The 20,827-nt window shown below is 43.4% G+C and carries 18 protein-coding genes and 1 pseudogene; 4 read left to right on the forward strand and 15 right to left on the reverse strand.

The window, feature by feature from the left end; genetic code table 11:
* Positions 1-133: 133 nt before the first annotated feature.
* From B9Y77_RS11695 to B9Y77_RS11710, 3 genes are all read right to left on the reverse strand, one after another.
* Complete coding sequence (locus B9Y77_RS11695) at positions 134-1,669, reverse strand: Rne/Rng family ribonuclease (RefSeq protein ID WP_085491757.1); 1,536 nt, start codon at positions 1,667-1,669, stop codon at positions 134-136.
* Positions 1,670-2,553: 884 nt separating this feature from the next.
* Positions 2,554-3,372 carry a M23 family metallopeptidase gene (locus B9Y77_RS11705; RefSeq protein ID WP_085491758.1) on the reverse strand — a complete coding sequence of 273 codons (819 nt, stop codon included), beginning with the start codon at positions 3,370-3,372 and terminating at the stop codon, positions 2,554-2,556.
* A complete protein-coding gene (locus B9Y77_RS11710; RefSeq protein WP_073442768.1) occupies positions 3,359-3,640 on the reverse strand; it encodes a hypothetical protein in 282 nt (93 codons plus the stop codon). Before B9Y77_RS11710 ends, B9Y77_RS11705 begins: the two co-directional genes overlap by 14 nt.
* Before the next feature lie 63 nt (positions 3,641-3,703).
* On the opposite strand from B9Y77_RS11710, the gene B9Y77_RS16030 reads away from it, so the two are divergent.
* The 4 genes from B9Y77_RS16030 to B9Y77_RS11725 all read left to right on the forward strand — a co-directional run bounded on the left by B9Y77_RS16030 (position 3,704) and on the right by B9Y77_RS11725 (position 6,666).
* Positions 3,704-3,853, forward strand: coding sequence for a hypothetical protein (locus B9Y77_RS16030; RefSeq protein WP_176221758.1), 150 nt, complete (start codon positions 3,704-3,706; stop codon positions 3,851-3,853).
* A 3-nt stretch (positions 3,854-3,856) separates the two neighbouring features.
* Positions 3,857-4,978 carry a DNA polymerase III subunit beta gene (gene dnaN / locus B9Y77_RS11715; RefSeq protein ID WP_014546038.1) on the forward strand — a complete coding sequence of 374 codons (1,122 nt, stop codon included), beginning with the start codon at positions 3,857-3,859 and terminating at the stop codon, positions 4,976-4,978.
* Between the two features lie 126 nt (positions 4,979-5,104).
* Positions 5,105-5,827, forward strand: a complete 723-nt coding sequence (locus tag B9Y77_RS11720) for a tRNA 2-thiocytidine biosynthesis TtcA family protein (protein WP_085491759.1) — start codon at positions 5,105-5,107, stop codon at positions 5,825-5,827.
* The gene (locus B9Y77_RS11725) at positions 5,824-6,666 is read left to right on the forward strand and encodes a hypothetical protein (RefSeq protein WP_139829311.1); all 843 of its coding nucleotides are present in this window, start codon (positions 5,824-5,826) and stop codon (positions 6,664-6,666) included. The genes B9Y77_RS11720 and B9Y77_RS11725 overlap by 4 nt, the downstream gene beginning before the upstream one ends.
* Here the strand turns inward: B9Y77_RS11725 and B9Y77_RS11730 are convergent.
* The 12 genes and pseudogenes from B9Y77_RS11730 to B9Y77_RS11785 all read right to left on the reverse strand — a co-directional run bounded on the left by B9Y77_RS11730 (position 6,627) and on the right by B9Y77_RS11785 (position 20,607).
* Positions 6,627-7,661, reverse strand: a complete 1,035-nt coding sequence (locus B9Y77_RS11730; RefSeq protein WP_085491761.1) for a PEGA domain-containing protein — start codon at positions 7,659-7,661, stop codon at positions 6,627-6,629. The genes B9Y77_RS11725 and B9Y77_RS11730 overlap by 40 nt on opposite strands.
* A 53-nt stretch (positions 7,662-7,714) precedes the next feature.
* Positions 7,715-8,335, reverse strand: a complete 621-nt coding sequence (locus tag B9Y77_RS11735) for a fibrobacter succinogenes major paralogous domain-containing protein (protein WP_085491762.1) — start codon at positions 8,333-8,335, stop codon at positions 7,715-7,717.
* A 26-nt stretch (positions 8,336-8,361) separates the two neighbouring features.
* Positions 8,362-9,369 (reverse strand): virulence RhuM family protein, encoded by a 1,008-nt coding sequence (locus B9Y77_RS11740; RefSeq protein WP_085491763.1) that lies wholly within the window; start codon positions 9,367-9,369, stop codon positions 8,362-8,364.
* A 146-nt stretch (positions 9,370-9,515) separates the two neighbouring features.
* On the reverse strand, positions 9,516-10,016 hold the full coding sequence (locus tag B9Y77_RS11745; RefSeq protein WP_085491764.1) for a hypothetical protein: 501 nt from the start codon (positions 10,014-10,016) through the stop codon (positions 9,516-9,518).
* A 160-nt stretch (positions 10,017-10,176) separates the two neighbouring features.
* On the reverse strand, positions 10,177-11,628 hold the full coding sequence (locus B9Y77_RS11750; protein ID WP_085491765.1) for an RNA-binding domain-containing protein: 1,452 nt from the start codon (positions 11,626-11,628) through the stop codon (positions 10,177-10,179).
* Between the two features lie 172 nt (positions 11,629-11,800).
* Positions 11,801-12,094 carry a hypothetical protein gene (locus B9Y77_RS11755; RefSeq protein ID WP_085491766.1) on the reverse strand — a complete coding sequence of 98 codons (294 nt, stop codon included), beginning with the start codon at positions 12,092-12,094 and terminating at the stop codon, positions 11,801-11,803.
* 11 nt (positions 12,095-12,105) lie between these two features.
* Positions 12,106-13,212: an LPO_1073/Vpar_1526 family protein gene (locus B9Y77_RS11760; protein ID WP_085491767.1), complete on the reverse strand. Its 1,107-nt coding sequence runs from the start codon at positions 13,210-13,212 to the stop codon at positions 12,106-12,108.
* A gap of 18 nt (positions 13,213-13,230) precedes the next feature.
* On the reverse strand, positions 13,231-14,058 hold the full coding sequence (locus B9Y77_RS11765; protein ID WP_085491768.1) for an LPO_1073/Vpar_1526 family protein: 828 nt from the start codon (positions 14,056-14,058) through the stop codon (positions 13,231-13,233).
* Entirely contained in the window at positions 14,034-14,243 is a 210-nt protein-coding gene (locus tag B9Y77_RS11770) for a hypothetical protein (RefSeq protein ID WP_085491769.1), read from the reverse strand. The genes B9Y77_RS11765 and B9Y77_RS11770 overlap by 25 nt, the downstream gene beginning before the upstream one ends.
* The gene (locus B9Y77_RS11775; protein ID WP_085491770.1) at positions 14,243-15,436 is read right to left on the reverse strand and encodes a restriction endonuclease subunit S; all 1,194 of its coding nucleotides are present in this window, start codon (positions 15,434-15,436) and stop codon (positions 14,243-14,245) included. Before B9Y77_RS11775 ends, B9Y77_RS11770 begins: the two co-directional genes overlap by 1 nt.
* A gap of 142 nt (positions 15,437-15,578) precedes the next feature.
* Positions 15,579-17,453 carry a class I SAM-dependent DNA methyltransferase gene (locus tag B9Y77_RS11780; protein WP_085491771.1) on the reverse strand — a complete coding sequence of 625 codons (1,875 nt, stop codon included), beginning with the start codon at positions 17,451-17,453 and terminating at the stop codon, positions 15,579-15,581.
* 31 nt (positions 17,454-17,484) lie between these two features.
* Positions 17,485-20,607, reverse strand: a pseudogene (locus B9Y77_RS11785) (type I restriction endonuclease subunit R).
* Between the last annotated feature and the right edge of the window lie 220 nt (positions 20,608-20,827).

Raw genomic sequence — 20,827 nt, forward strand, 5'->3', positions numbered from 1 at the left:
GTTCTCTCTAAAAGGCGCCTGCAACGCAGGCGTCTTTTTTTATGCGGAATTTTAAGGATAAAAAAAGTCCCAGCGGAGCTGGGACTTTTTGCATTTAACACGCTAATGCCTGCGCGAGAATCGCGGGGACAACTTATGCGAAGTTGTACAGGTCCGTGATGTCTTCGTTGTTCTTGTCGTACATCCAGAACTGGTTGATGTGGGCATATTCATCTTCCACAAGGGAAATCTTGATGTTATGCTTGTATTCCAGATAGTTGAACATACGGTTCAAGTCCTTGCAAAGCACATCGATGACCGGAGCGCTCACGACGAGGGTCACTTCGCGGAGACGGCCCTTGGTATGGGCGCGGGCGAGCCAGCGGTCAATCATGCCGAGCGTCGATTCGAGCGTTGCAATGCGGCCACTGCCGTTGCAAACCGGGCAGCATTCGGTCTTTTCGGTCATCAGGTTCACGCGGACGCGCTTACGGGTGACTTCCATGAGGCCGAACTGGCTGATCGGGGCCGGGCTAATCGGGGCCTTGTCGCGGCGGATTGCCTTGCGGAATTCCTGATAGACGGCTTCGCGGTCTTCATCGGTTTCCATATCGATGAAGTCGATAATGATGAGGCCGCCCACATCGCGGAGGCGCAGCTGCTTTGCGATTTCGTGGCAAGCATCGAGGTTTGTCTCGAGAATGATCTTGCCCTGGTCCTTGCCATGAACCTTCGGACCGGTGTTCACGTCGATAGAGACGAGAGCTTCGGTCTGTTCGATGACGAGGTTGCCACCGCGCGGAAGCGGTACCTGACGCTGCAAGGAGCGAGCGTAGTCGTTTTCAATCTTGAAGTATTCGAACAAGCTTTCGCTGGAGCTCCAGAGCTTGACCTTGTCGAGCTTATCCGGAGAGAGAACCTTCAGGTAATCGCGGAGAGCAAAGTACTCGTCGCGGTTGTCGATATACACGTAGTCCGTGTTGTCGCCGAAGTATTCGCGAACCGTCTGTTCGATGGAATCGGATTCTTCGTAGATGCAGGTCTCGGGCGGCATGGTTTCGAAGTTGTACTTCGTCTGTTCCCACTTGCTTTCGAGTTCGCGCATCTGCTTGTTGATTTCGAATTCGGATTCGTTGAGGCCGTTGGTGCGGACGATGTAGCCCACGTCGCGGCCCTTGAGGCGGCGTACGACCTTTTTGAACTCGCGGCGCTTGACCGGATCGCGTTCACGCTTGGAGACGCCGACGAAATTTGTACCCGGCATGCAGACCAGGAAACGGCCAGCAAAGCTCAAGTGTGTCGTCAAACGGGCACCCTTGGTGCTAATCGGTTCCTTGACCACCTGCACCATGATTTCTTGGCCTTCCTGGAGAATTTCGTCAATTGAAATTTCCTTAGAGGCATCGCCTTCATCATCATCGTCACCATATTCGCGGCGCAACAGTTCGTTGCGGTCCATGGCGTCTTCCTGATGCAAAAAGCCAGCCTTCTCAAGACCAATGTCAATGAATGCCGCCTTGAGTGCGGGGAGCACCTTCTGAACGACACCCTTATAAATATTGCCCAGAACTCGATTAGAGGAAACACCTTCAACAACCAATTCCGCAAGTTCGCCATCTTCCATGATCGCGATGCGCTTTTCGTACGGTGTTTTGCTAATCAAGATTCCGCGCTTACACTTATTTGCCATTAAAACTCCTAAAGGGTAAAGCAAAACTTGATAGAAATCCCCAAGACCAGTCCAAAAGTATGGACCGCATCCGAGCTCCCGATGTTTCTTGACGGAAAGTACCGCCCGCCTGCAAAGCAGAGCCTGGGGACTTAAAATATAATAAGTAGGAAGTAAACAGTAGGCAGTAGGAAGGGGAAATGTAGGGGGATATTGAGGGGTTAGAGGTTAGTTGGTATAGTTTAGATCTATGTTTTTTCTATATCTCACAAGTCGTACAAGAAAATGAGGTACATTGTGTTTTCAAAAAACGTGAGTATAGTATTATTGGAATTTACCATAATTTTCTTTACATCCTGTGAAAAGAATTCTGATTTTTTCACCACTCAGACAATTCATCCTGAAGACATCGAATCATCTTCAAGCATAAATGATGAATATCCATATACTCTAAAAATCCATCCCACTATTCACTGTAAAGATTCAATATTTTCTTACAATAAAACAATCCCTATTTTTAAATGCGATGACGGAAGCATGCTCCCTAACAACGTAAACATTACCTTAGATGGGAATTTCATTGTTCACTATGCTTATGAAAATAGTATTTCTGAAGAAGATATCATTTTTCGGGCAGATACTAGTACAACATATCCTTACATTTTAGAAAGAGACACCACAATATACTGCAAACATATTTACAAAATTGAATTCGAGACAAAATGCTCTCTAGGTTTCTGTTACGAAACATTTTATAAGTATATAATCTTTAAATGCAACGACGGCAATATTTATTACAATTACGATGATATGGTTAAAACTACCGAAGGATTCATTTACGACCGATTTGATCCAAGCCATTAATACGGAACCTCGAATCACAACTATTAACTAATGACCAGCGACTACTTTGTAATAAAGTAATCTTCCGGATTGACAGGCGTTCCGTTCACGCGGATTTCGTAATGGAGTCCAAGACTCGACTGGAGCCCGCTTTTGCCAATGAGAGCAATCGGGTCGCCACGACGAACTTTAGCGCCTTGTTTCACAAGGGTTTCACCGAGATGCGCATAGAACGTCTTCACATGTTCCATGTGTTCAATCTTCATCGAAAGACCAAATCCACGATGCTTGCGAACCTCGACAACGGTACCGGCACCTGGCGCATAGACAGTATCGCCGTCGGCAGCCAAAAAGTCAACACCTCTGTGCGGGAGCTCCTGATCCGTGAACGCATCGAAAACCATTTCAAAACGAGCCTTGATATCATGATGATTCTTGAGCGGGTGCAAAACCGGGACATGCGCCGCAAGCGCAGAATCAGCCTCCAGCTTGTTCAGCGTCTTACGGAACGTAGACCTCATCGCATGCAAATTCTTTTTCGGAGCTTCTTCATCAGATGTATTTTCGAGCGTAAAACCAAGACCACCCAATTTGAGTGTACTATCGCGAACAACACGTGTTTCTTCAATCTTCAAAATCGTCGTATCGACCACAGTGCGGATTTTCTTGATTTCATCCTTAATCACCGAATTCTGGTGATAGACTTCCATCAGGTTGCCGTTAGACAAGTTCTCCACAATCTGCACCGGAGAGAACATGATAAATCCAAGAATCGCGCAGACAGTTAGAACAAAGTAAATAATTGCTTTTTTAACGGAAAAAGTGACCGTTTTCCCGCGTGATTCCTTGTTCGGATAAAGATGCACCTCAAGCTTTTTCACTAGGACCTTCGGCTTTGTTCAGTTTCTGTTCGAGCTCTGCAACCTGTTTCTGGATTTCAAAAATAGCGCCCACAGTTTCGACAGCGGACGGGTCATCCTTGATAGAGTCCAGACGGCCTTCCTGGATAGCCTCGTAAACCTTCTGCCCGAGCAACTGGAACTTAGTCTTAAGCTTAGACTGCACCATCGACAATTCCACACGGGAAAGTACGTTGGACGCACAGCCCTTAGCCGTATTTTTCAGCTTATTTAGAGTTTTTTCATTCATAGTATCTTCCGACTAGCCTTTAAAATAGTAGATTTTTCGATATAAAACAACGGAGATTTTTCTATGAGTCGCAGCGATCGCAGAAGAGCAAAGCAAAACGTCAAAAAATTCGTTCCAAAGAAGTCAAACGCGCTGGATAAACGAGTCATCGTACTCCTCGCAATCATCGCCGTGGTATTTTTCGTAGGAACAATGATCATCCAGAGAGGCTAATTAATGAAATTTACTATCCAGAAGAATGTGTTGCAGGACGCTTTGCAGGCAGCGATTAGCGCCGTCCCGAACAAGTCCACCATCCAGATTCTCAACAACTTTTCGCTCCGCCTCGAAGGCAACTTCCTCGAAGTAAGTGCCACGGACCTCGACCTCGGTATCAGGGTCAAGGTGGAAGTTCAGGGCGAACGTGATGGCGCAGTCGTCATCAACGCACGCAAGCTATTCGATCAGGTGAAGAGCCTCGTGGACCCGAGCATCACAAACATCACATTCGACGCACAGGATTACTTGGTCAAGATCCAGTGGAGCGAACGCGGTAAAGCAAGCATCATCGGCTTTGACGCCAACGACTTCCCGCCGTTCCCGGAAATTGAAAATGGCGAAACGTTGAACATCGCCGCAAGTGAACTTGCATTCCTCGCCGAAAAGACATTGTTCGCCACTTCTACCGACTCTACGCGCTTGAGCTTGAACGGTGTGTTCCTCGAAGCAAAGGACGGCAAGATTTCCATGGTCGCAACAGACGGTCACCGTTTGGGTCGCGCAGCCATCGACCAGGAAGGCGCAGAACTTTCGAACGGCGTCATCATCCCGCACAAGGCTTTGCAGCATATTCTGCACATGGCTAAGGGCGATTCCACGGTTGAAGTCCGCACGTCTGCAACGCACATCCTCTTCAACACGGGTTCCATCCAGGTCATCTCGAAGCTTTACGAAGGACCGTATCCGAGCTACCGCTCTGTGATCCCGCAGCAGTTCGAACGTACCGCACAGGCCAACACCACGGAATTCCAGAACAAGATCCGCAGCGTGATTTCCATGGCCAACGCACGCACCCGCAAGATCCGCTTGCAGTTCGACGGCAACATCCTCGAGCTTAGCGCCACAGACCCGGATGTCGGCGGCGATTCTCGCGAAGCACTCGCTATCACGCACAACGGCGAAGGCAGCTTCTGCATTGGCTTCAACGGCCAGTTCCTCGCAGAAATCCTCGGCATGTGCAAGAGCGAAGAAGTCATCATGAAGATGAACAATCCGCTTGGCGCTTGCATCATCGAGCCGGTTGGCGAAAACATGAACTTCTCGTTCCTGTTGATGCCGACGCACCTCACCGACAACTAATCGTAGTTCGGAAAGATTTAAGGGCTCTCGCGAGAGAGCCTTTTTTAGTGGGAATGCCGCGAGAATTAATCGGTAAACGCCGCTAAAGTTAATTAAGAACTGCCGTACGTTTTAGATAAAGTAATTATGTCAAGTCAAATTCGCAAAAGAGTCAATAAGAAAATCACGAAAGCCATTCACGACTTCAACTTGATTGAAGACGGAGACCGCATACTCATCGCCACAAGCGGCGGCAAAGATTCAAGTGTGCTGTTGATGGAGCTCGCTGCTCGACTCGGCAAATTCGGGCCAAAATGCGAACTTGCCGCCATCCACATTCAAAGCGATTTTGCAGACAAAGCTCCCCGCGAATTTTTACAGCGCATGGCAGAAGAATACCCGCAAGTGCCATTTTACTTTAAGGATGTCGCCGTAGAAGCACGCCTCAAGGAAGGTCGCAAGCTGAACTGTTACTGGTGCAGCACGCAGCGCCGCACAGAGCTTATCAAATTCGCAAGCGAAAACAACTTCAACAAGATTGCGCTCGGTCACCACATGGATGACATCGTCGAAACGCTTTTGATGAACATGCTGTACAAGGGCGAATTCAGCGGAATGCCGCCAATGGTGCCGTACGAAAAGTACCCGTGCAGCATCATACGCCCGCTCTGCTACTGCGAAGAAAGCGAAATCATCGCCTACGCCGAAGACGCAGACATTCGCAAGTTCACCTGCACCTGCGAATTCTCAAAAGCAAGCCACCGCAAGACCATCCGCGAAGAAATCAAGAGCTTGACGAAAGGAAGCTCCACTCTAAAAGCTAATTTATTCGAAAGCATGCGAAATATTAGGATGGATTATTTGCTGTGAAAAGATTCCTCTTCATAAGCGTTTTCTTTGCAAGCCTCGTATTTTGCCTATGCAGTTGCAGCTGGCAAAAAGCACAAGTCACGGAAGGCATATTCGACGTGTACGCCCCAGCACCTTTTACAGGAGCTGCATTCTCCATGGACGAGAAGTCTAGCGTTATGCGCGGCAGCTTGCAAATTCGAAAATACGACAAAGAAACATGGCAACTCGAAGGCATTGAAAACGACCCCATCCATAGCGACAATCATGGGAAAAGTTTAAACAAGAGCGACGCCAATATCGCCTACAGATTCAAGAGATTCCCCGTCACAGGATCATTCGATTATTTCAGCAAGAACAGAATATCATTGTGGGGAGCAGGAATTGGACTAGACCCCTACCCCTTTATCCGCGGAGCCGTTGGAATAAATTCGCGACACATTGAAGCAGGCATAACCGCTTATTTAAACATGAGCGTGAACACGTCCACAAATAAAATAAGTTGGATATCGCACGACTACGAAGGCATGATGTCCGGTTATGAAGACCATGAAGGGACCAAGGAAGGCAAATATCAAGAAGTCAAATTCAATGGCGGGATTGGTGGATTTATAAACTTCTTCCCCATAAAATCAATTGCGATTTCTTACGCACCATTCCTTTACAGGCCTTGGTGGGACGATGAAGTACGCGACTACGAAGTATCTTTTCGGTTCCCCTGCATTATTTCGCAATATTTCGGGGCGTCCATTCTTATTGCAAAACACGTACAAGTTTCCGCAGGGACAACACTCTATTTGAGCACAGCCGTCAAAGGAAGCTATTGGTTCTTTGATTCGGGAGTCGGTTTCGTATTCTGACGGCAAGGGTATTGGCGATACCATTTTTTCACTAAAGGTTTGCCCCTAAATTCTTGGCAAGCATGAATATTCCTTTGTATAAAAACATGCTCCGAAATAAAATTAGTGGGAACACCAACCAACAACCATCCAGCAAACATCCCAGCTAAAGCAGAAGCAGCACTTTCACCAGCAATAGCACCCGCAACTCCAAAAGCTCCTGTTACTATCCCCATCCTTTTAAATGCCGACAGAAATGGACTAGGATACGGAAGCGAGTCTACATCGCACGGAATAAATTCTTCAGTGCGATAAACACTAGTCGAGCCGTAAATTTGCGATGCCCAAACCAGATCACTAGATTCCTCATAACATAAATAAGTCGCTTCCACCATAAGCGTATCGGTTTCGCCACGCAACTGCCTTAAAAAACGGAATTTTTCGGAATCCATGTAATACATGACGGCTCCATTCACGTGCACCACGGAATCTTTGTTGACATAAGCCCAATCTGTTCCGCTAATCGATGCTTTGGTTGTCGGTTTTGTATTCTCCAAAGATTTCGAACTCAATTCAATTTTTTTATACGGGTCTCTTATAATTTTTTCGGTGTTGGCTTTTGCCACATTCTCTTCTACAATCCACGCGGGAAGCGGTGCCAAAACCACATTCAACGGGAACGGGGCCAACAGAAGCGGAATAAACCCTGCAATTATACTCCCCACAATCCCAGCATTCGTATTCCGTTGATAATCATCCGTTACTGTAATTGCAGTATCCAAAACTATATTGCCATAAACATTCATAGTCAGATGATGAGTGCCAACAGGGAGCTTGACATCTATCGGCGTGTTGCCAACAAATTCATCATCTATAAAAACAGCCGCAACCCCAGAACTATTTGTAATGAAAAAACGACCAAGCACGTCATCACGATTCTTTTTTACCACCTTCTGATTAACGGCACAGCCGCATAAGAAAAGAGAAAAAAGGAACATGACGATAAATTTATGCATAACCTAATAATAGCAATTATATTATCGATGATAAAATTAGGATAATATAAGTTCTACCGGACGCACCGCACCGAGCGATAATCCTCTTTTGCAAACGCATTTATACTCGCCGCATCACTGCTGAACGACAAGAACAAATAAAACGCGTTCGACTCGCTGTTTTCAGGATCTTCGGTCGCGCTCCAAAAATACGCGTAACCACCGATGCCATCGAACTTGCCGCCGGAAATTGTGCCGTCATCCGATTTCGAGATTGCGACGCGATAGCCCGCTGGGAGAGCGTTGAATCCGAATTCGTCGGTGCCGTTTCCTTTCTTGAACCAACCGTCCTTTGCTTTTAAAGCCGCGCCTGCGAGAGGTCGCGCATCATCCCCAGACGCCGCAGAAATGAGCTCCGCAAAGTCCGCACTCGTCGGGAGTCGCCAACCCTCAGGGCAAACTGTTTTCGCCTCCGCCCACGTATAAAGGCGTCCCATTCGTTTGCAATTGCGAGAATCGCCATCCGGACAGGCACTTGTTTCTGTTTCGTAATTCAGATTCTCCACCATCCACGTGAGATCGCCAATCTTCACAACATTATAACTCCGCCCGTCACGCGAATCCGTGAAAGATTCGGAACAAGCGGTGAGGAGGAAAGCGAAAGCGGCAATAGCGAAAAAGATACGTGAGTGCATAGTTTTTTTTTCCCAACAAAGGCTTTTCACCCCTTTTTCTTTTTCACCTTTTTCTCAATGCTTTTAATAGTCTCAAGATAAGCCTTTTCCACTGGGCTCAGCGTCAAAACCTGATATTTCCGATATTCATCAAGAGCCTTGTCAACAGCCTGCTTGTGGCTGACACTTCCGGCATTTTCAAGGAGTTTTTCTCCTGTCGAAGAAAGCACCTTATCTAGATGCTCCACATAATCACTCATGTGCATCTGATTATGGCGAATTGCCTGGACTTCCGCAAAATCAAAATAACCCGAAACCAAATTATTCAGCACTTTGAGCTCTTTCTCGTCCAAATAATTCTTAGCAACCACTACATCTTTTCTTGTCGGCATGCTCCCACTAAATGTGGTCAAACCCATAAACGGTTTTTCAGCATCCGCACGTTCAAAAATAACTTCGGCAGCGGTATGACCATGCGCAGCATAATGTAACTTATTCTGCACCATCTTGAAAAAAGCGATGGATTCTTTGCTTTTAGGGTCATAATCAACGCTAGTCGCATACAAATCGAGAACTTGCCGATACAAAGCCTTTTCGCTAGAGCGGATATCGCGAATTCTATCCAAAAGTTCATACCAATAATTTCCGCCACCCGCTTCCTTGAGCCTCTGGTCATTCAGCAAGAAACCTTTTTTCAAATATTCCTTAAGCAGCTCGGTCGCCCAGCGACGAAAACGGGTCGCCAAAATCGACTTTACGCGATAACCGAGAGAAATAATCATGTCAAGATTGTAAAAGACCTGTTCTCTGCCAACTTCACGAGATCCCTCAATTTGAACTGTTCGGAATTTCCGAACAGTTGCCCCTTCGTCAAGTTCACCTTCTTCGAAAATATGCTTGATGTGTTCGCTGATATTCGCCTTGCTCGACTGGTACAAATCTACAAGCTGCGCCTGCGTAAGCCACACGGTTTCATCTTCAAACCGGACATCAATCTTTGTCTGCCCGTCATCAGTTTGGTAAATGACAATTTCACCTGTTTTGTTCTCTGACATCTATAAATCCTCTTACGCTACGATAAATATATTGAATTCAGTAGACAGCGTCTGCTGAATTACATTTTCAATTCAACTTTTTTGAGCCTTATAATAGTTATTTAAGTAAGCTGAAACCATAGAAACAATCCACATCTTCAATCATTCTAAATTTTCAACTCTTTCATATCAAAAACAAATCCTTCACAGAAAAGTATTCCATCATAAAACGCAATAAAGCATTCATGCGGGATGTCTGTCTTGTACGACCATAGGATAGGTTCCCAATCATCGGTAATCGCATCTTGGTCACACCACCGGGCTGAAATGTTATTCATCTTGCCCACACCACGCAACAAATGCCTCTTTCCCTTTTCACATTCTAAATGGTCATCAGAATGACCATAAACAATCACCAAGCCATTTCTTTTGGCACACTCCGTTTCAGCTTTAGTCTGACCCTCAGAAAAATCACGCTGATTTAAAATTTTAGCAAACTGTTTTGCAGAGAACGCCTGCGTTTTCAAAGACAAAACAAAATCCACATTTCGCTTATCCTTTTCACCAAAGAAAGCAAGTGCCTTTTCTACAATAATCTTCGCATCATCACAAACGCTTGCAACACCTTCGGCAAAAAGATGTATTTCGTTCATTTTTTCATTAACCATTTGCACAACCTCCTTTTTTGCTGATATTAAAATACGCTCATTGTAATGCACTCGCAAGAGGTCGCGTTGTTGCCACTATTGGGTAATTGAAACCATGATGTTGTGTTATGTCCCCATTCTTTTCTGAAGTGGTCAAATTTGACCACTTTAATTTTCTCAGTTATTGAATTCCATCGTCTTTTTTTATTTCCCAATAGCCATTCTTATCGCTACCAACACGCTTTAAAACTCCTAATTTTTGAAGTTTTGAAGTGTTTTCAGCAATTGAAGCTCGATGCAGTCCTAACAATTCAGAAAGTTCCGTAAGCGTAACCTTGGGATTTTCAGCAATTTTCGCTAAAATACCAATTTGATTCTTTGTCAATTTTACAGTCGGGTTTACAGTCGCCCTTACAGTCGCCTTTACAGTCGGGTTTTCTGTAGCCTTGTCCTCATTCAGCTCAAAAGGCGTAACATTAATCCTGTTAAAGGGAATCGTCACTACAATGAAATTTTTCTCTATACGAATGGATTCTCGGCCATACGCACCGACGATTTTCGGCACACCACGCCCCGAACGTTCGCTCAGCCGAAGTTGCAAAAATAAAGATGCAAGAACTTCATTGACAGGAATACTCACCCCTTTGTAAAAACCTTCCATATCCTGCTCAAGACCAAGACCGCCATGTGAAAGAATCTCTATTCGATCCGTAAAGACACTTATCATTGGAGCATTCAAGCCCAGCCATTTGTTGTGAATAAAAGCGTTCAGAATAGCTTCGTGGAAAGCCTCATAATCAAAAAGCGGGACATCCTTCCGCTCGGAAATGCGGCCGCGTTCATCCGCTTGAATGATATTGATTGCATCGCCGTATTCCAAAATTTTGTCCATCGCATACAGAATGCAGGAGTTACCATATTCCTTAACCGAGAACAATGCGTCCGCTTTGCTTAAACCGCTAAAAACAGAAACGCGAATTGGAATATCGTTAGCATCCGAAAGCAGCAATGCCATAATGTTATAGCGACCATCAGCAGTCAAAAGCTTGAGCGACTTCTTGAACGTATCCCTTCGGAGTTCAATTCCTTTCGCCCCGTAATACATGAACAACTTTTCAAAAGTCAGCTCCTGTGCATAATCCGGAGCCGCCGTATTGACAATAGTCGGAATGCCATTAGAAAGAACATTCAAAAGACGAATCTCCCATTCAGGAAACTTTGACAGTTTCTCTTTGCTGGAGCCAATCCGAATAAAAGCCTGGGACGAAAATTTCGTCGGAACAGATTTTGCCGACGGAACAGTCAACAAAACAAGACGCTTACCATCAACCTGCACATCCTCGACTTCAAACGTGACACTCGGTTTTAGATTGCGAGCAAGATAGTGCTTATAGGGTTCGTGATCAATGTCGTTGTCGAAATTTACGGTTGTACCGGTGATTTCATGCGAGGTATCATCCACACCCCAAACGACATAACCGTATTCACGCCCGCACAGAGCCGCCCCATTGGAGATTGCAGAAATATACTCCCCAATTTCTTCTTTCGAGAACCAGATGCCCTTAATATCCAACCATTCATATTCATGGGGAAGAGAGAGCAAATTCCTGATAAGGTCTTCGGATTTTGCCATAAAGCCTCCATATGGCCGCAAATAGCGACCGGTTAATGTTAGAGGCGTTCTTGCGAAATCAAAAAGTTGATAAAAGCAAAAACGCACCTCGCCTTTGTACAGCGAGATGCGTCGGCTTTTAATGTACCTAATATCAAAAAAACTGGCAAGGGGAGCAGAAAAATTTTACAAACTATCGGGCAAGTTCTAAAAGCATTTGATTAAAGGCTTCTAAATTCAGTAAGGAGTAATTATCCATACATGAGATATCAAGCCTATTTGGAATATGATATTCTTCCAAAATGGATTTGATATTTTGGACCTTCATTCTAATCGAGCCCCTTTCTATATTTGGAAGTTTCGCATGCAAATAATCAATGAATTGATTCGTTGGTTTAGGTTCATTTTCGCTTGGCTTGACATATTCAAGCAAGACTTCTTTACAGCAAAGCTGTTCTTCTGACAGTGTCCAAGAATGTTTTGACATATTTTCCTCTTTTAGTTCAAATTTGGCAACGACGGGTCACATCTTTTGGCATTCGCATGAGCTAGCACACGACCAACTGCGGTAACTGCTACTGCATAAGGAATAGAATTCCACCACACCCTCACTTTTTTGATGGCATCATACGAATCAAGTTTTTCTACAAAAGTTTTTTTTATTTTTTCCATCAAATCCGGCGACCTATCATACATTGAAAAAATCTTATGCAGGACCTGTTTTTGTTCTTCAGAGATTGGAACATGTGCAACGTCCCCATTGGAAATTACACCCTGCTTAAGAGCGTCTATACGTTCTTCATCCATTACAGGAATTAAGACATAATTATCCAACAAAACATTTGGAATCAAAGCATTTGTTGATAAACCAGACTCGATCAACATTTTTATTACTATTGGCCAATTTTCTCCATCTGTTTTTATACCAGTAGTTACAAAACCAGTATATTTATCCGTCCAAAAATCCTCCAACTTTTTTGTCACACCCAAAGAAGAACTCCTAATTGAATCCAATATATCTAATTCTTCAAGCCATTCTTTGCCCGCAGGCAAAGAAGACAAAGGCAATTTTTGATACAATATATCTAGAGCCCACAAACCAATTTCTAAAGCATCAGCAACCGGCTCAATTTTTTCCACAGTATAAAGTACGGTCAACCCGTTCAATGCTTCATCACTAATTTGATCAACGATTTCAACAGCTCTGTTTAAACCAACAAGATCCTTTCTTGAATTTTTCTTTTCTATTCGATGGACAAGTAACTCAGATAATAAGTCATAATCAGATTCGCGATCTGTGCACGCAGCAGCTTTATTCGCTTTTGCTAAAAACACCTGAAATGATGGATCTGCAAAATTTTGAAGAGCCCCTTCAATGCGATGCATCTTGGGCATTAGGCGATCTTCCAATTTTTCCACCCTTTCTAATGCTGTTTTTTCCGCTTCAAAAGCCAAATCACGTTTTGCAACAGCAAATATCTCTGAGCATATTTCTCTTGCCCTTTGCTCAGTAATTCCGTTTTGATTTATGATCGTGATATTTTGTCCCTGAATTTGTTGAGCATTATCACCAGCGGTTTGTGATTGGTTCGTATCATTTATCATCTAGTTTCACCTCAAAAACTAATGAATCCAAATATTATAATCAAAATCACCCAAACCAAGCTTCTTCATATACATTAATGCGATCAGCATTCCTGCTGGTGTAGGTATTAGACAATCTAATTTTTGGCTCACGAAATATTCATAAACTTGATATACAGAAGGATATTCAATTCTTATTTTTTCTTTTATTTTCTCTTCAGGAGATAAAACAATTGAATAAACATCCGAAAATGTCTTATATGGGAGAAAAACGCCTGTTGTTTTTGAAACAAGGCCTATTGAATCTAAATACAGACCAATATCTTGTGACAAGGACCTATTTAGATTCATTGCATTTATCAATTTCTTATATATCCCGTCAATGCTTAAACAATCAAATTTCACTTTGGTAACTATATGAATAATAGTCATCACATCTATATATTCTTTTGTCAATCTTGGAAAAATTGATAGCACTTGTTCCGAAACAAGCTCTAAAATTGGAGAGGTATTTTTGCAAAGCGTAAGCGTAAAAACATCCAAAAGAGAATCTATATCTATTTTGGATCCTTTTCTTGCACAGAGCTGAATTGTATCGTTTAAAAGAAATTGCGTGTTCGATTCCGAAAACTTACAAGCATCTATATTATCTTTTTCAGCAATCAAACGACACTCTAATTTTTTGAAGCATTCATCAACATTTTTCTGAGCCTCTTCCGCCGCAGCATTTACCAAGTTTGGAAAATTCTGCTTGAACAAATCATAAAAAATCTCTTTAACTTCATTATATCGAAGCCCAATATTAATATCGCCTCCAGCCTGAAGAGCAATTCCATTTTCGCCTACTTTTTGTTTTTGTCCATCCATTTTGTATCCCCTATATGTACATCACCTCCAGCCTGAATGTTGATGCTATCCTTGCCCGATTTCTGAACTTGTGTAGGCTTGTTTCTAAAAAAGATGATTTTTACAATCCATCCTAAAAGAACTATTCCCAAGCCCGAAAACAGCCATTCTTTATTTTCAGAAATGCAATTCAGTATGTTTTCCATTATGACACCTCGATTTCGTTGTTCATGAGTTTGGGGAGAAGGCGGTCGCGAGATTGTGTTAGCAGCTGAATTTGTGCATCGGCGGCAGCAATTTTACCATCCATTCTAGAAGCAATCGTGTTGTATTTTCGCAGTAATTCATCATTCGGAATAACAAACTGCTGACACAATAATTCATCCTTAGAAATAGAAGCAAAAATTGCACCATTTCCAAGTATGTCATCTTTAAAGAAACGCTCTTTCAGCATATAAAATAAGAAGCTTTGGTATTTTTCTTTATGATTTATAGCTGCGAGACCTCGACCTATTATGATTTTATTCTTCGTAAAATTCAATCGTCCTACAGGAGCTCTAACACTAAATAAAATACTTCCTGGTTCAGCAATTCTTGTTATAGAAGTTGAGTAAGTGTCGTCTATTACAAAACGAGTTCCATAGCTGCCGACTCCTTGATGAAATGGTAAGCCTTTTTTTTCTTGATTATAAAATTCTGATTTCGGGCTTTGCCCCATTATAACATCAGCAAAATCAACTAATTTTTCTTTTTTCCATCCTTCTGGCAATCCATCTACGATTTTGATGGTTTCGTGGCCAGGAAATTTAAGGTCGATGAACCATTGTTTGTAGAGGCGTTGGGAGGCTTCTTCGAGGAGTTTGATTTGCTTCTGGTTGTTTTCAATTAGGTCATCGTATGCGGAAAGGATGTCGGCTATTCTTTTTTGAGTTTTCAACGGAGGCAACATTAACTCTATACTACTCAATAAGCCTGTATTAATACTCGGCATTGTTGCACCAATTGAAATTTTTTCCAACCATCTACCAATAAAAGGACTGCGTAATTGATAATAAATAAACTTTGGATGACAAACATCCTCTTTTAAAGCAACTTTTAAACAGTCGCTCCCAGTCATCCATCCTTCCTCATTTTCTGTGATGAAAACACATTTCCGAACATCACCTTTACGAGCAACCATCAAATTGCCAGAATGAACTTGATGCCGACAAAGACGTTTTGTATGTTCTTCTCCAACAAATACCAAATTAGAATGATTGATTTTTCCATCAATCATATCCTTAGGCATTATAATCGGCGTTCCAGATTCAGAATAATCAGAATTATGCAATTGCGAACCAAAAGGACCTGGTTGAATACAGGTAGACACATCTCCTAATTTCACTTTTTCCCAAGCCATCAGAGAAAAACCTCCATGGATCCTTTGCGTTGCTCAGGATGACATAATGACAAGGAGATTCCCGCCTTCGCGGGAATGACAAATTGTGTGGATTCTATCGCTTCGCTCCAGAATGACACATTTCTCTGTCTTTCATCTAATCTCATATCCCCAACTCCTTCATGTTCTTGGAGATGGTTTTCATGAGCGTGTTGCTTTCGTCCTGGAGTTTCAAGAGTTCTTCGTGAATTTCGTGCATGCGTTCGGCAAAGTCCACACCGTCATCTTCAACGGGGGCAACGCCTACATACGCACCAGGAGTAAGGCTAAAATTCTTTTCGGCAATTTCGGCACGGGTCGCGATTTTGCAAAGACCAAGAATATCCTTGTATTTTCCGTCACCGAACTTTTCATAGAGCCAATCGGCTTCTTTCGCCACATTCAAGATTTCATCAAATTCTGCAAGACGCGTGTCCCATTCTTCCTGAGTCTTTTTCTTGCTCTTCTTATCGGCAGCATCTACAGATGCTTTTGCTTCGGCTCGAAGCGTTTCGCGATATTCCTTGAGCAATTCTACTTGCTTTGCAATCTTGGTTGTCTTGCGGAGAATCTTTTCAAGGTTGGCATCATCGGTTTCATCAGCGTAAGAAAGAAGCGTGGTGCGGTATTCTGCAAGCAAACTTTGATACTTGTCAAGTTCTCCGCGATAAAGCCATACGATAGCGTTCAAGTTTTTCAGTTGCCACTCGCTCCATTCATTCAAGGTGCGATCAACAACGGTGTAATAGTTACGGGCATCAATAAAAAAAACTTTGTCCTTGATATTCTTCTTTTTGCACTTGTCAAAGAACCACAGGGTGCATGGCAAACTCTTGGTGTAAAAGAAGTTGTTGCCAACACTTATCATGCAATCCACATGACCTGTCGCCACGAGCTTTTCGCGGATATCTTTGTCCTTGCTCTGGCTATCCGTCGCAGAGGCAGCCATCACAAAGCCAGCACGACCTTTTTCGTTCAGGTAGCTATAGAAATAAGAAATCCAAAGGTAGTTGCCATTGCCGATTTCTTTATCCTTGTTGACGGCAGGCAAACCAAACGGCAGTCGCCCTGCACTTTGACAACTTTCAGCCTTAACCTTATCCACATTAAAAGGCGGATTCGCCATCACATAATCGCATTTGCCCGTCAAATTATGGGCATCGTGATAGAAGGAGTTCGCTTCGTCGCCAGACTTGACAACTCCGGTAAGGCCATGCACAGCCATGTTCATCAAGCAAAGCTGGGCATTGTATTCCACCTTTTCTTGACCATAAAAAGTCATGGTCTCGTTGCTAGCCATTCCGGCAGCATTCACGAAATCACCCGTCTGCACGAACATGCCACCACTTCCGCAAGCAGGGTCTAAAAGCACACCATACGAGGGCTCCAGCACATTCACAATCATTTTCACCAATGATTTCGGGGTAAAGAAAACTCCGTCATCACTAGCGATATTCTTTGCAAACTTACTGAGGAAGTATTCGTAAATACGACCCATTACATCGCCACCCACATCATCCAACGCATTGTTGTTGAAAGTGCGTAAAAGTTCAGCGAGAAGGTTATCCTTAAAGTCGGTGTAGGTCTTGGGCAACACTCCCTTCAATTTTTCGCTTTGAGCCTCGACCAGTTCCATGGCGTTATTCACCACTTCGCCAAGGCTGTTGAGCGGCTGACCATGCACATTCTTGAGCTTTGCAGAAGCAATGTTCGCAGGCAAATTCACCAAATAATCAAACTGGGCTTCTTTGGGGAGGAACAAGGCGCTCTTCGAAACAAAGTCACTCGCCTCGATGGGGAGAACGCGACCGCCTCGACTCGGGCGATTTTTCAACAGTTCGGCTTCAACCTTTTTGAAGCGCCCATAGGCATAACGCAAAAACAACAGACCCAAAACAGGCATACAATATTGATTCGAAGTCAACTTGGAATCGGCACGGAGTAAATCCGCAGATTCCCACAAATCCGCCTCAAGTTTCTTTAAGCTCTTATTATCCATTTTGGTCCTTATAAAAATTTAAATGCAACCGTTACGCAACTTTGTAGTGGGTATAAACATACTCGTAAATACGCTGGCGGTATTCCGAAATAGAGAGCTCATCAAAGCTTTCAGGGAGTTCGCTCCATAGCGTATCGCGAATCAAGTTATCAACAGCAGCCTTTGTTTCTTGTTTGTCTGTCCAATGGTCAAATTCGGCAATTTTTGCTTTAACCTTTTGGAGCAAATCTACAGCCACTTCCTTAATCTTTTTAATGTCCTGCTTACTCAAATCATCTTTGAAGAGCATGTCGTAAAGCGAAAGTTCTTCGTCGTTCTTGAAGCCCTCACGTACATAGCGCTGTTCTTCCTCATTCATGCTTGCCGCAAGGTTCATCAAGTCCATGAATGTTTTTTCAATCGTCGCACGATCCTGTTCGCTGTTGTAAGCCTCAATAATTTCACGGTAGCGGTCGTAATAATTAATGCGGAACGGATTCTGTGCAAGCATCACAGCCAAGCGATCCTTTATCAATTCTTCCAAATCGCGGAATAACAAATTTTGTCGTTTTGCCTTCGCAAATTCACGACGCAACAAATCAAAATCGATTTTGCTAATGTCGAACTGTTTAGACTTTTTCTTGTCATTCTTAACGACATCAACATACTCGTTCATAATCTGGTTCAGCTGAACCATCAAATCCACATTGGTCACATGACGACGTTTAGTTTTCAAGTCGCGAGCAATAGCATCAATCGCTTTAAACTTCGCACGAATTTCACTTGTCACATCGTCGCGATTCGTGTATTTCATCAATCGCACAAGTTCTGCGGCATATGTACTAAAAGTTTTCTTGTTTTCAAGCGTAGAGCAAACCGCATTTTCAACATCCTTGATTGCTGCAAGTTTATCAAAATTCTTAGACTCGATTATGCTCTTTAAATTCGCGTTGCAGCCACCCAAGAAACTTTCAGTTTTAGCGACCACTTCTACAATGCGTTTTAAAAGCTCTTCTTTATCAATGGTAGGATCGTTACCGGAACCAGAAACCTTATTCGTGTAATCCGCAAGAGCCTTACGCAAAGCCTTCACAATACCTGCATAATCCACAATCAAGCCATTGCTTTTGCCTTCGTTTACGCGGTTCGCACGGGCAATCGTCTGCATGAGAGTATGAGCCTTTAACAACTTGTCCAAATAAAGGCAACTAAGGCTCTTTACATCAAAACCGGTAAGCCACATCGCACAGACAAAGACTATACGAAACTTGCTATTGGAATCCTTGAATTCCTTGTCAAGTTCGCGCTTTTCCATTTTCGTTCGGTGCGGAACAATATCCAAGCCCCATTTTGCAAATGTCTGCTGTTCGTTCTGTTCGTCACTCACGACAACAGCCATCTCGGTTTCACGCATCCACTGGATTTTGCGATTCAGTTCTTGAGCCTCTTGCTGTGTTGCCTGCTTGCAAATGGATTCGAGGTTCTTGATTTCTTCTGCCCAATATTCTTGGGCATAATTGAACATTCGAACGCACGTAACCTTATTCAGGCAAACAAACATCGCCTTTCCACTTGTCCAAAGGTCGGAATAATGTTTGACGAAATCCTTTGCGACAGCACGCAAGCGGGGTTCAGCCGTAAGCAGGTGATATTCCTTGGCAAAATCCCTTTCCAGCTTTTCTTGGGCATCCGGGTCAAGGTCCGCTTTTTCGATGGCATCCAAAATCTTGTCCGAAATTTCAGGATTCTTGAGTTCCTTGATTTTATCGGCACGGTTCTCGTAATAAAGAGGGACCGTCGCACCATCTTCTACAGCACGTTTGAAGTCATAAATCGAAATGTAGCCGCCGAACGTGCGCTCGGTAATATTGTCGTCTTTTAAAAGCGGAGTACCCGTAAAGCCCAAACGAGAGGCATCGGGCAACAAGTTGCACATGTTTTCCGCAAAAATTCCGTTCTGGCTACGGTGTGCTTCATCCGACAAAATCAAAATATCATGATCAGGATGAATCGGCTCCAAATCCTTCTTGTTGAACTTTTGAATCAGCGTAAAGATGAAACTCGGATTAGCCTTTAGTTTTTTAATAAGGTCATTTCCGCATGTAGCGATAAACTTGGATGCTTTTACACCGCCAAGCATTTTGCAATTTTCAAAAGTTTCACTGATTTGCTTGTTCAGTTCATCGCGATCGGTTAACACGACAATTGTCGGAGAACCGTCCGTACGGCGGCGAATTTTCTGCGAAAGGAAGAGCATCGAATAGCTTTTGCCGCTCCCCTGCGTATGCCAGAACACTCCCAATTTGCCTTTACGGAGTTTGCGGTTCTTATAAGCTTCAAACGCTTCATTCACGCCAAGATACTGATGATTCCTGGCAAGGATTTTTACCGTATGGCCATCGCTGTGGTCATAAAGGATAAAGTTTTCAAGCAAGTCAATAAAGGTTTCTTTTCGGCAAATGCCTTTGAGCATCGTAGCAAGTGCCACTGAACCAGCGTCGTCTTCTTTAAGGCGTTTCCATTCATGGAAAAATTCAAACTTGCTTCCGAGTGTTCCCACCTTTGCCTCAAAACCATTCGAGAGCATCAAGAAAGCATTGTAGTAGAACAGCTGCGGAATAGTCGATAGGTAATCAGTGTAATTATCGTCGTAGGCATTTTGCACAGCCACATCGTTTCGTTTGAGTTCGACAAACAAAAGCGGAATGCCATTTACAAAACCAACAATATCCGTACGACGATGGTACAACTCGCCATGAATCTTCATCTCTTTCACGGCAAGGAAATCGTTATTCGACGGATTGTTGAAATCAATAATCAGCGCATGTTTCTCATCGTTTTGACCATTCGGCTTTTTTATCGTCACTGGAATGCCATCGCGGATGAATCCGTACTTTTCTTCGTTGATTTGCAGAAGTGAAGATGTGCTAAGCGTTGCTGTAAATTTTTGAACAGCCTCTTCAATCTGATTTTGATTTATCCAAGGGTTCAATTTTTGAAGAGCAGCCTTAAAATAGCGGAGCAAAAGAACGTCGCGATACGACTTTCGCCCAAATGTACCATTATCCCCAAGAACCTCAAGATTTTAGGCGAAAACAACACGCCAACCCAGCTCTTCCAGCAGGTTTCCGGCGCTTTCTTGAACAAGAATGTTTTCGCTGTATTCGTAGGACATAATAATGGGCTTTTTTGTAAATATAGCCTATTTTATGCCAAATTAAAACAAACAAAAAGATTTAAAAGGTCAAAAGTCGAAACCCAAAGCTAACGAACAGTGCGTGGGTTGTTTGCACTACAAAAAACCTTTAGTTTGATAAAATTTTCAACGGAATTTGCCTAAAAAAGTGGAAGTTTCTCAAAATGTCACATTCTGTCACCGCAATAATTTAAATTGA

The sequence above is a fragment of the Fibrobacter sp. UWB13 genome, from assembly GCF_900177805.1.
Taxonomy (GTDB): domain Bacteria; phylum Fibrobacterota; class Fibrobacteria; order Fibrobacterales; family Fibrobacteraceae; genus Fibrobacter.

Coding starts and splice junctions, on each gene's coding strand:
- B9Y77_RS11695 (WP_085491757.1), bottom strand. CDS start 1,669: ATGGCAAATAAGTGTAAGCGCGGAATCTTGATTAGCAAAACACCGTAC.
- B9Y77_RS11710 (WP_073442768.1), bottom strand. CDS start 3,640: ATGAATGAAAAAACTCTAAATAAGCTGAAAAATACGGCTAAGGGCTGT.
- B9Y77_RS16030 (WP_176221758.1), top strand. CDS start 3,704: ATGAGTCGCAGCGATCGCAGAAGAGCAAAGCAAAACGTCAAAAAATTC.
- dnaN (WP_014546038.1), top strand. CDS start 3,857: ATGAAATTTACTATCCAGAAGAATGTGTTGCAGGACGCTTTGCAGGCA.
- B9Y77_RS11720 (WP_085491759.1), top strand. CDS start 5,105: ATGTCAAGTCAAATTCGCAAAAGAGTCAATAAGAAAATCACGAAAGCC.
- B9Y77_RS11730 (WP_085491761.1), bottom strand. CDS start 7,661: ATGCATAAATTTATCGTCATGTTCCTTTTTTCTCTTTTCTTATGCGGC.
- B9Y77_RS11735 (WP_085491762.1), bottom strand. CDS start 8,335: ATGCACTCACGTATCTTTTTCGCTATTGCCGCTTTCGCTTTCCTCCTC.
- B9Y77_RS11740 (WP_085491763.1), bottom strand. CDS start 9,369: ATGTCAGAGAACAAAACAGGTGAAATTGTCATTTACCAAACTGATGAC.
- B9Y77_RS11745 (WP_085491764.1), bottom strand. CDS start 10,016: ATGGTTAATGAAAAAATGAACGAAATACATCTTTTTGCCGAAGGTGTT.
- B9Y77_RS11750 (WP_085491765.1), bottom strand. CDS start 11,628: ATGGCAAAATCCGAAGACCTTATCAGGAATTTGCTCTCTCTTCCCCAT.
- B9Y77_RS11755 (WP_085491766.1), bottom strand. CDS start 12,094: ATGTCAAAACATTCTTGGACACTGTCAGAAGAACAGCTTTGCTGTAAA.
- B9Y77_RS11760 (WP_085491767.1), bottom strand. CDS start 13,212: ATGATAAATGATACGAACCAATCACAAACCGCTGGTGATAATGCTCAA.
- B9Y77_RS11765 (WP_085491768.1), bottom strand. CDS start 14,058: ATGGATGGACAAAAACAAAAAGTAGGCGAAAATGGAATTGCTCTTCAG.
- B9Y77_RS11770 (WP_085491769.1), bottom strand. CDS start 14,243: ATGGAAAACATACTGAATTGCATTTCTGAAAATAAAGAATGGCTGTTT.
- B9Y77_RS11775 (WP_085491770.1), bottom strand. CDS start 15,436: ATGGCTTGGGAAAAAGTGAAATTAGGAGATGTGTCTACCTGTATTCAA.
- B9Y77_RS11780 (WP_085491771.1), bottom strand. CDS start 17,453: ATGGATAATAAGAGCTTAAAGAAACTTGAGGCGGATTTGTGGGAATCT.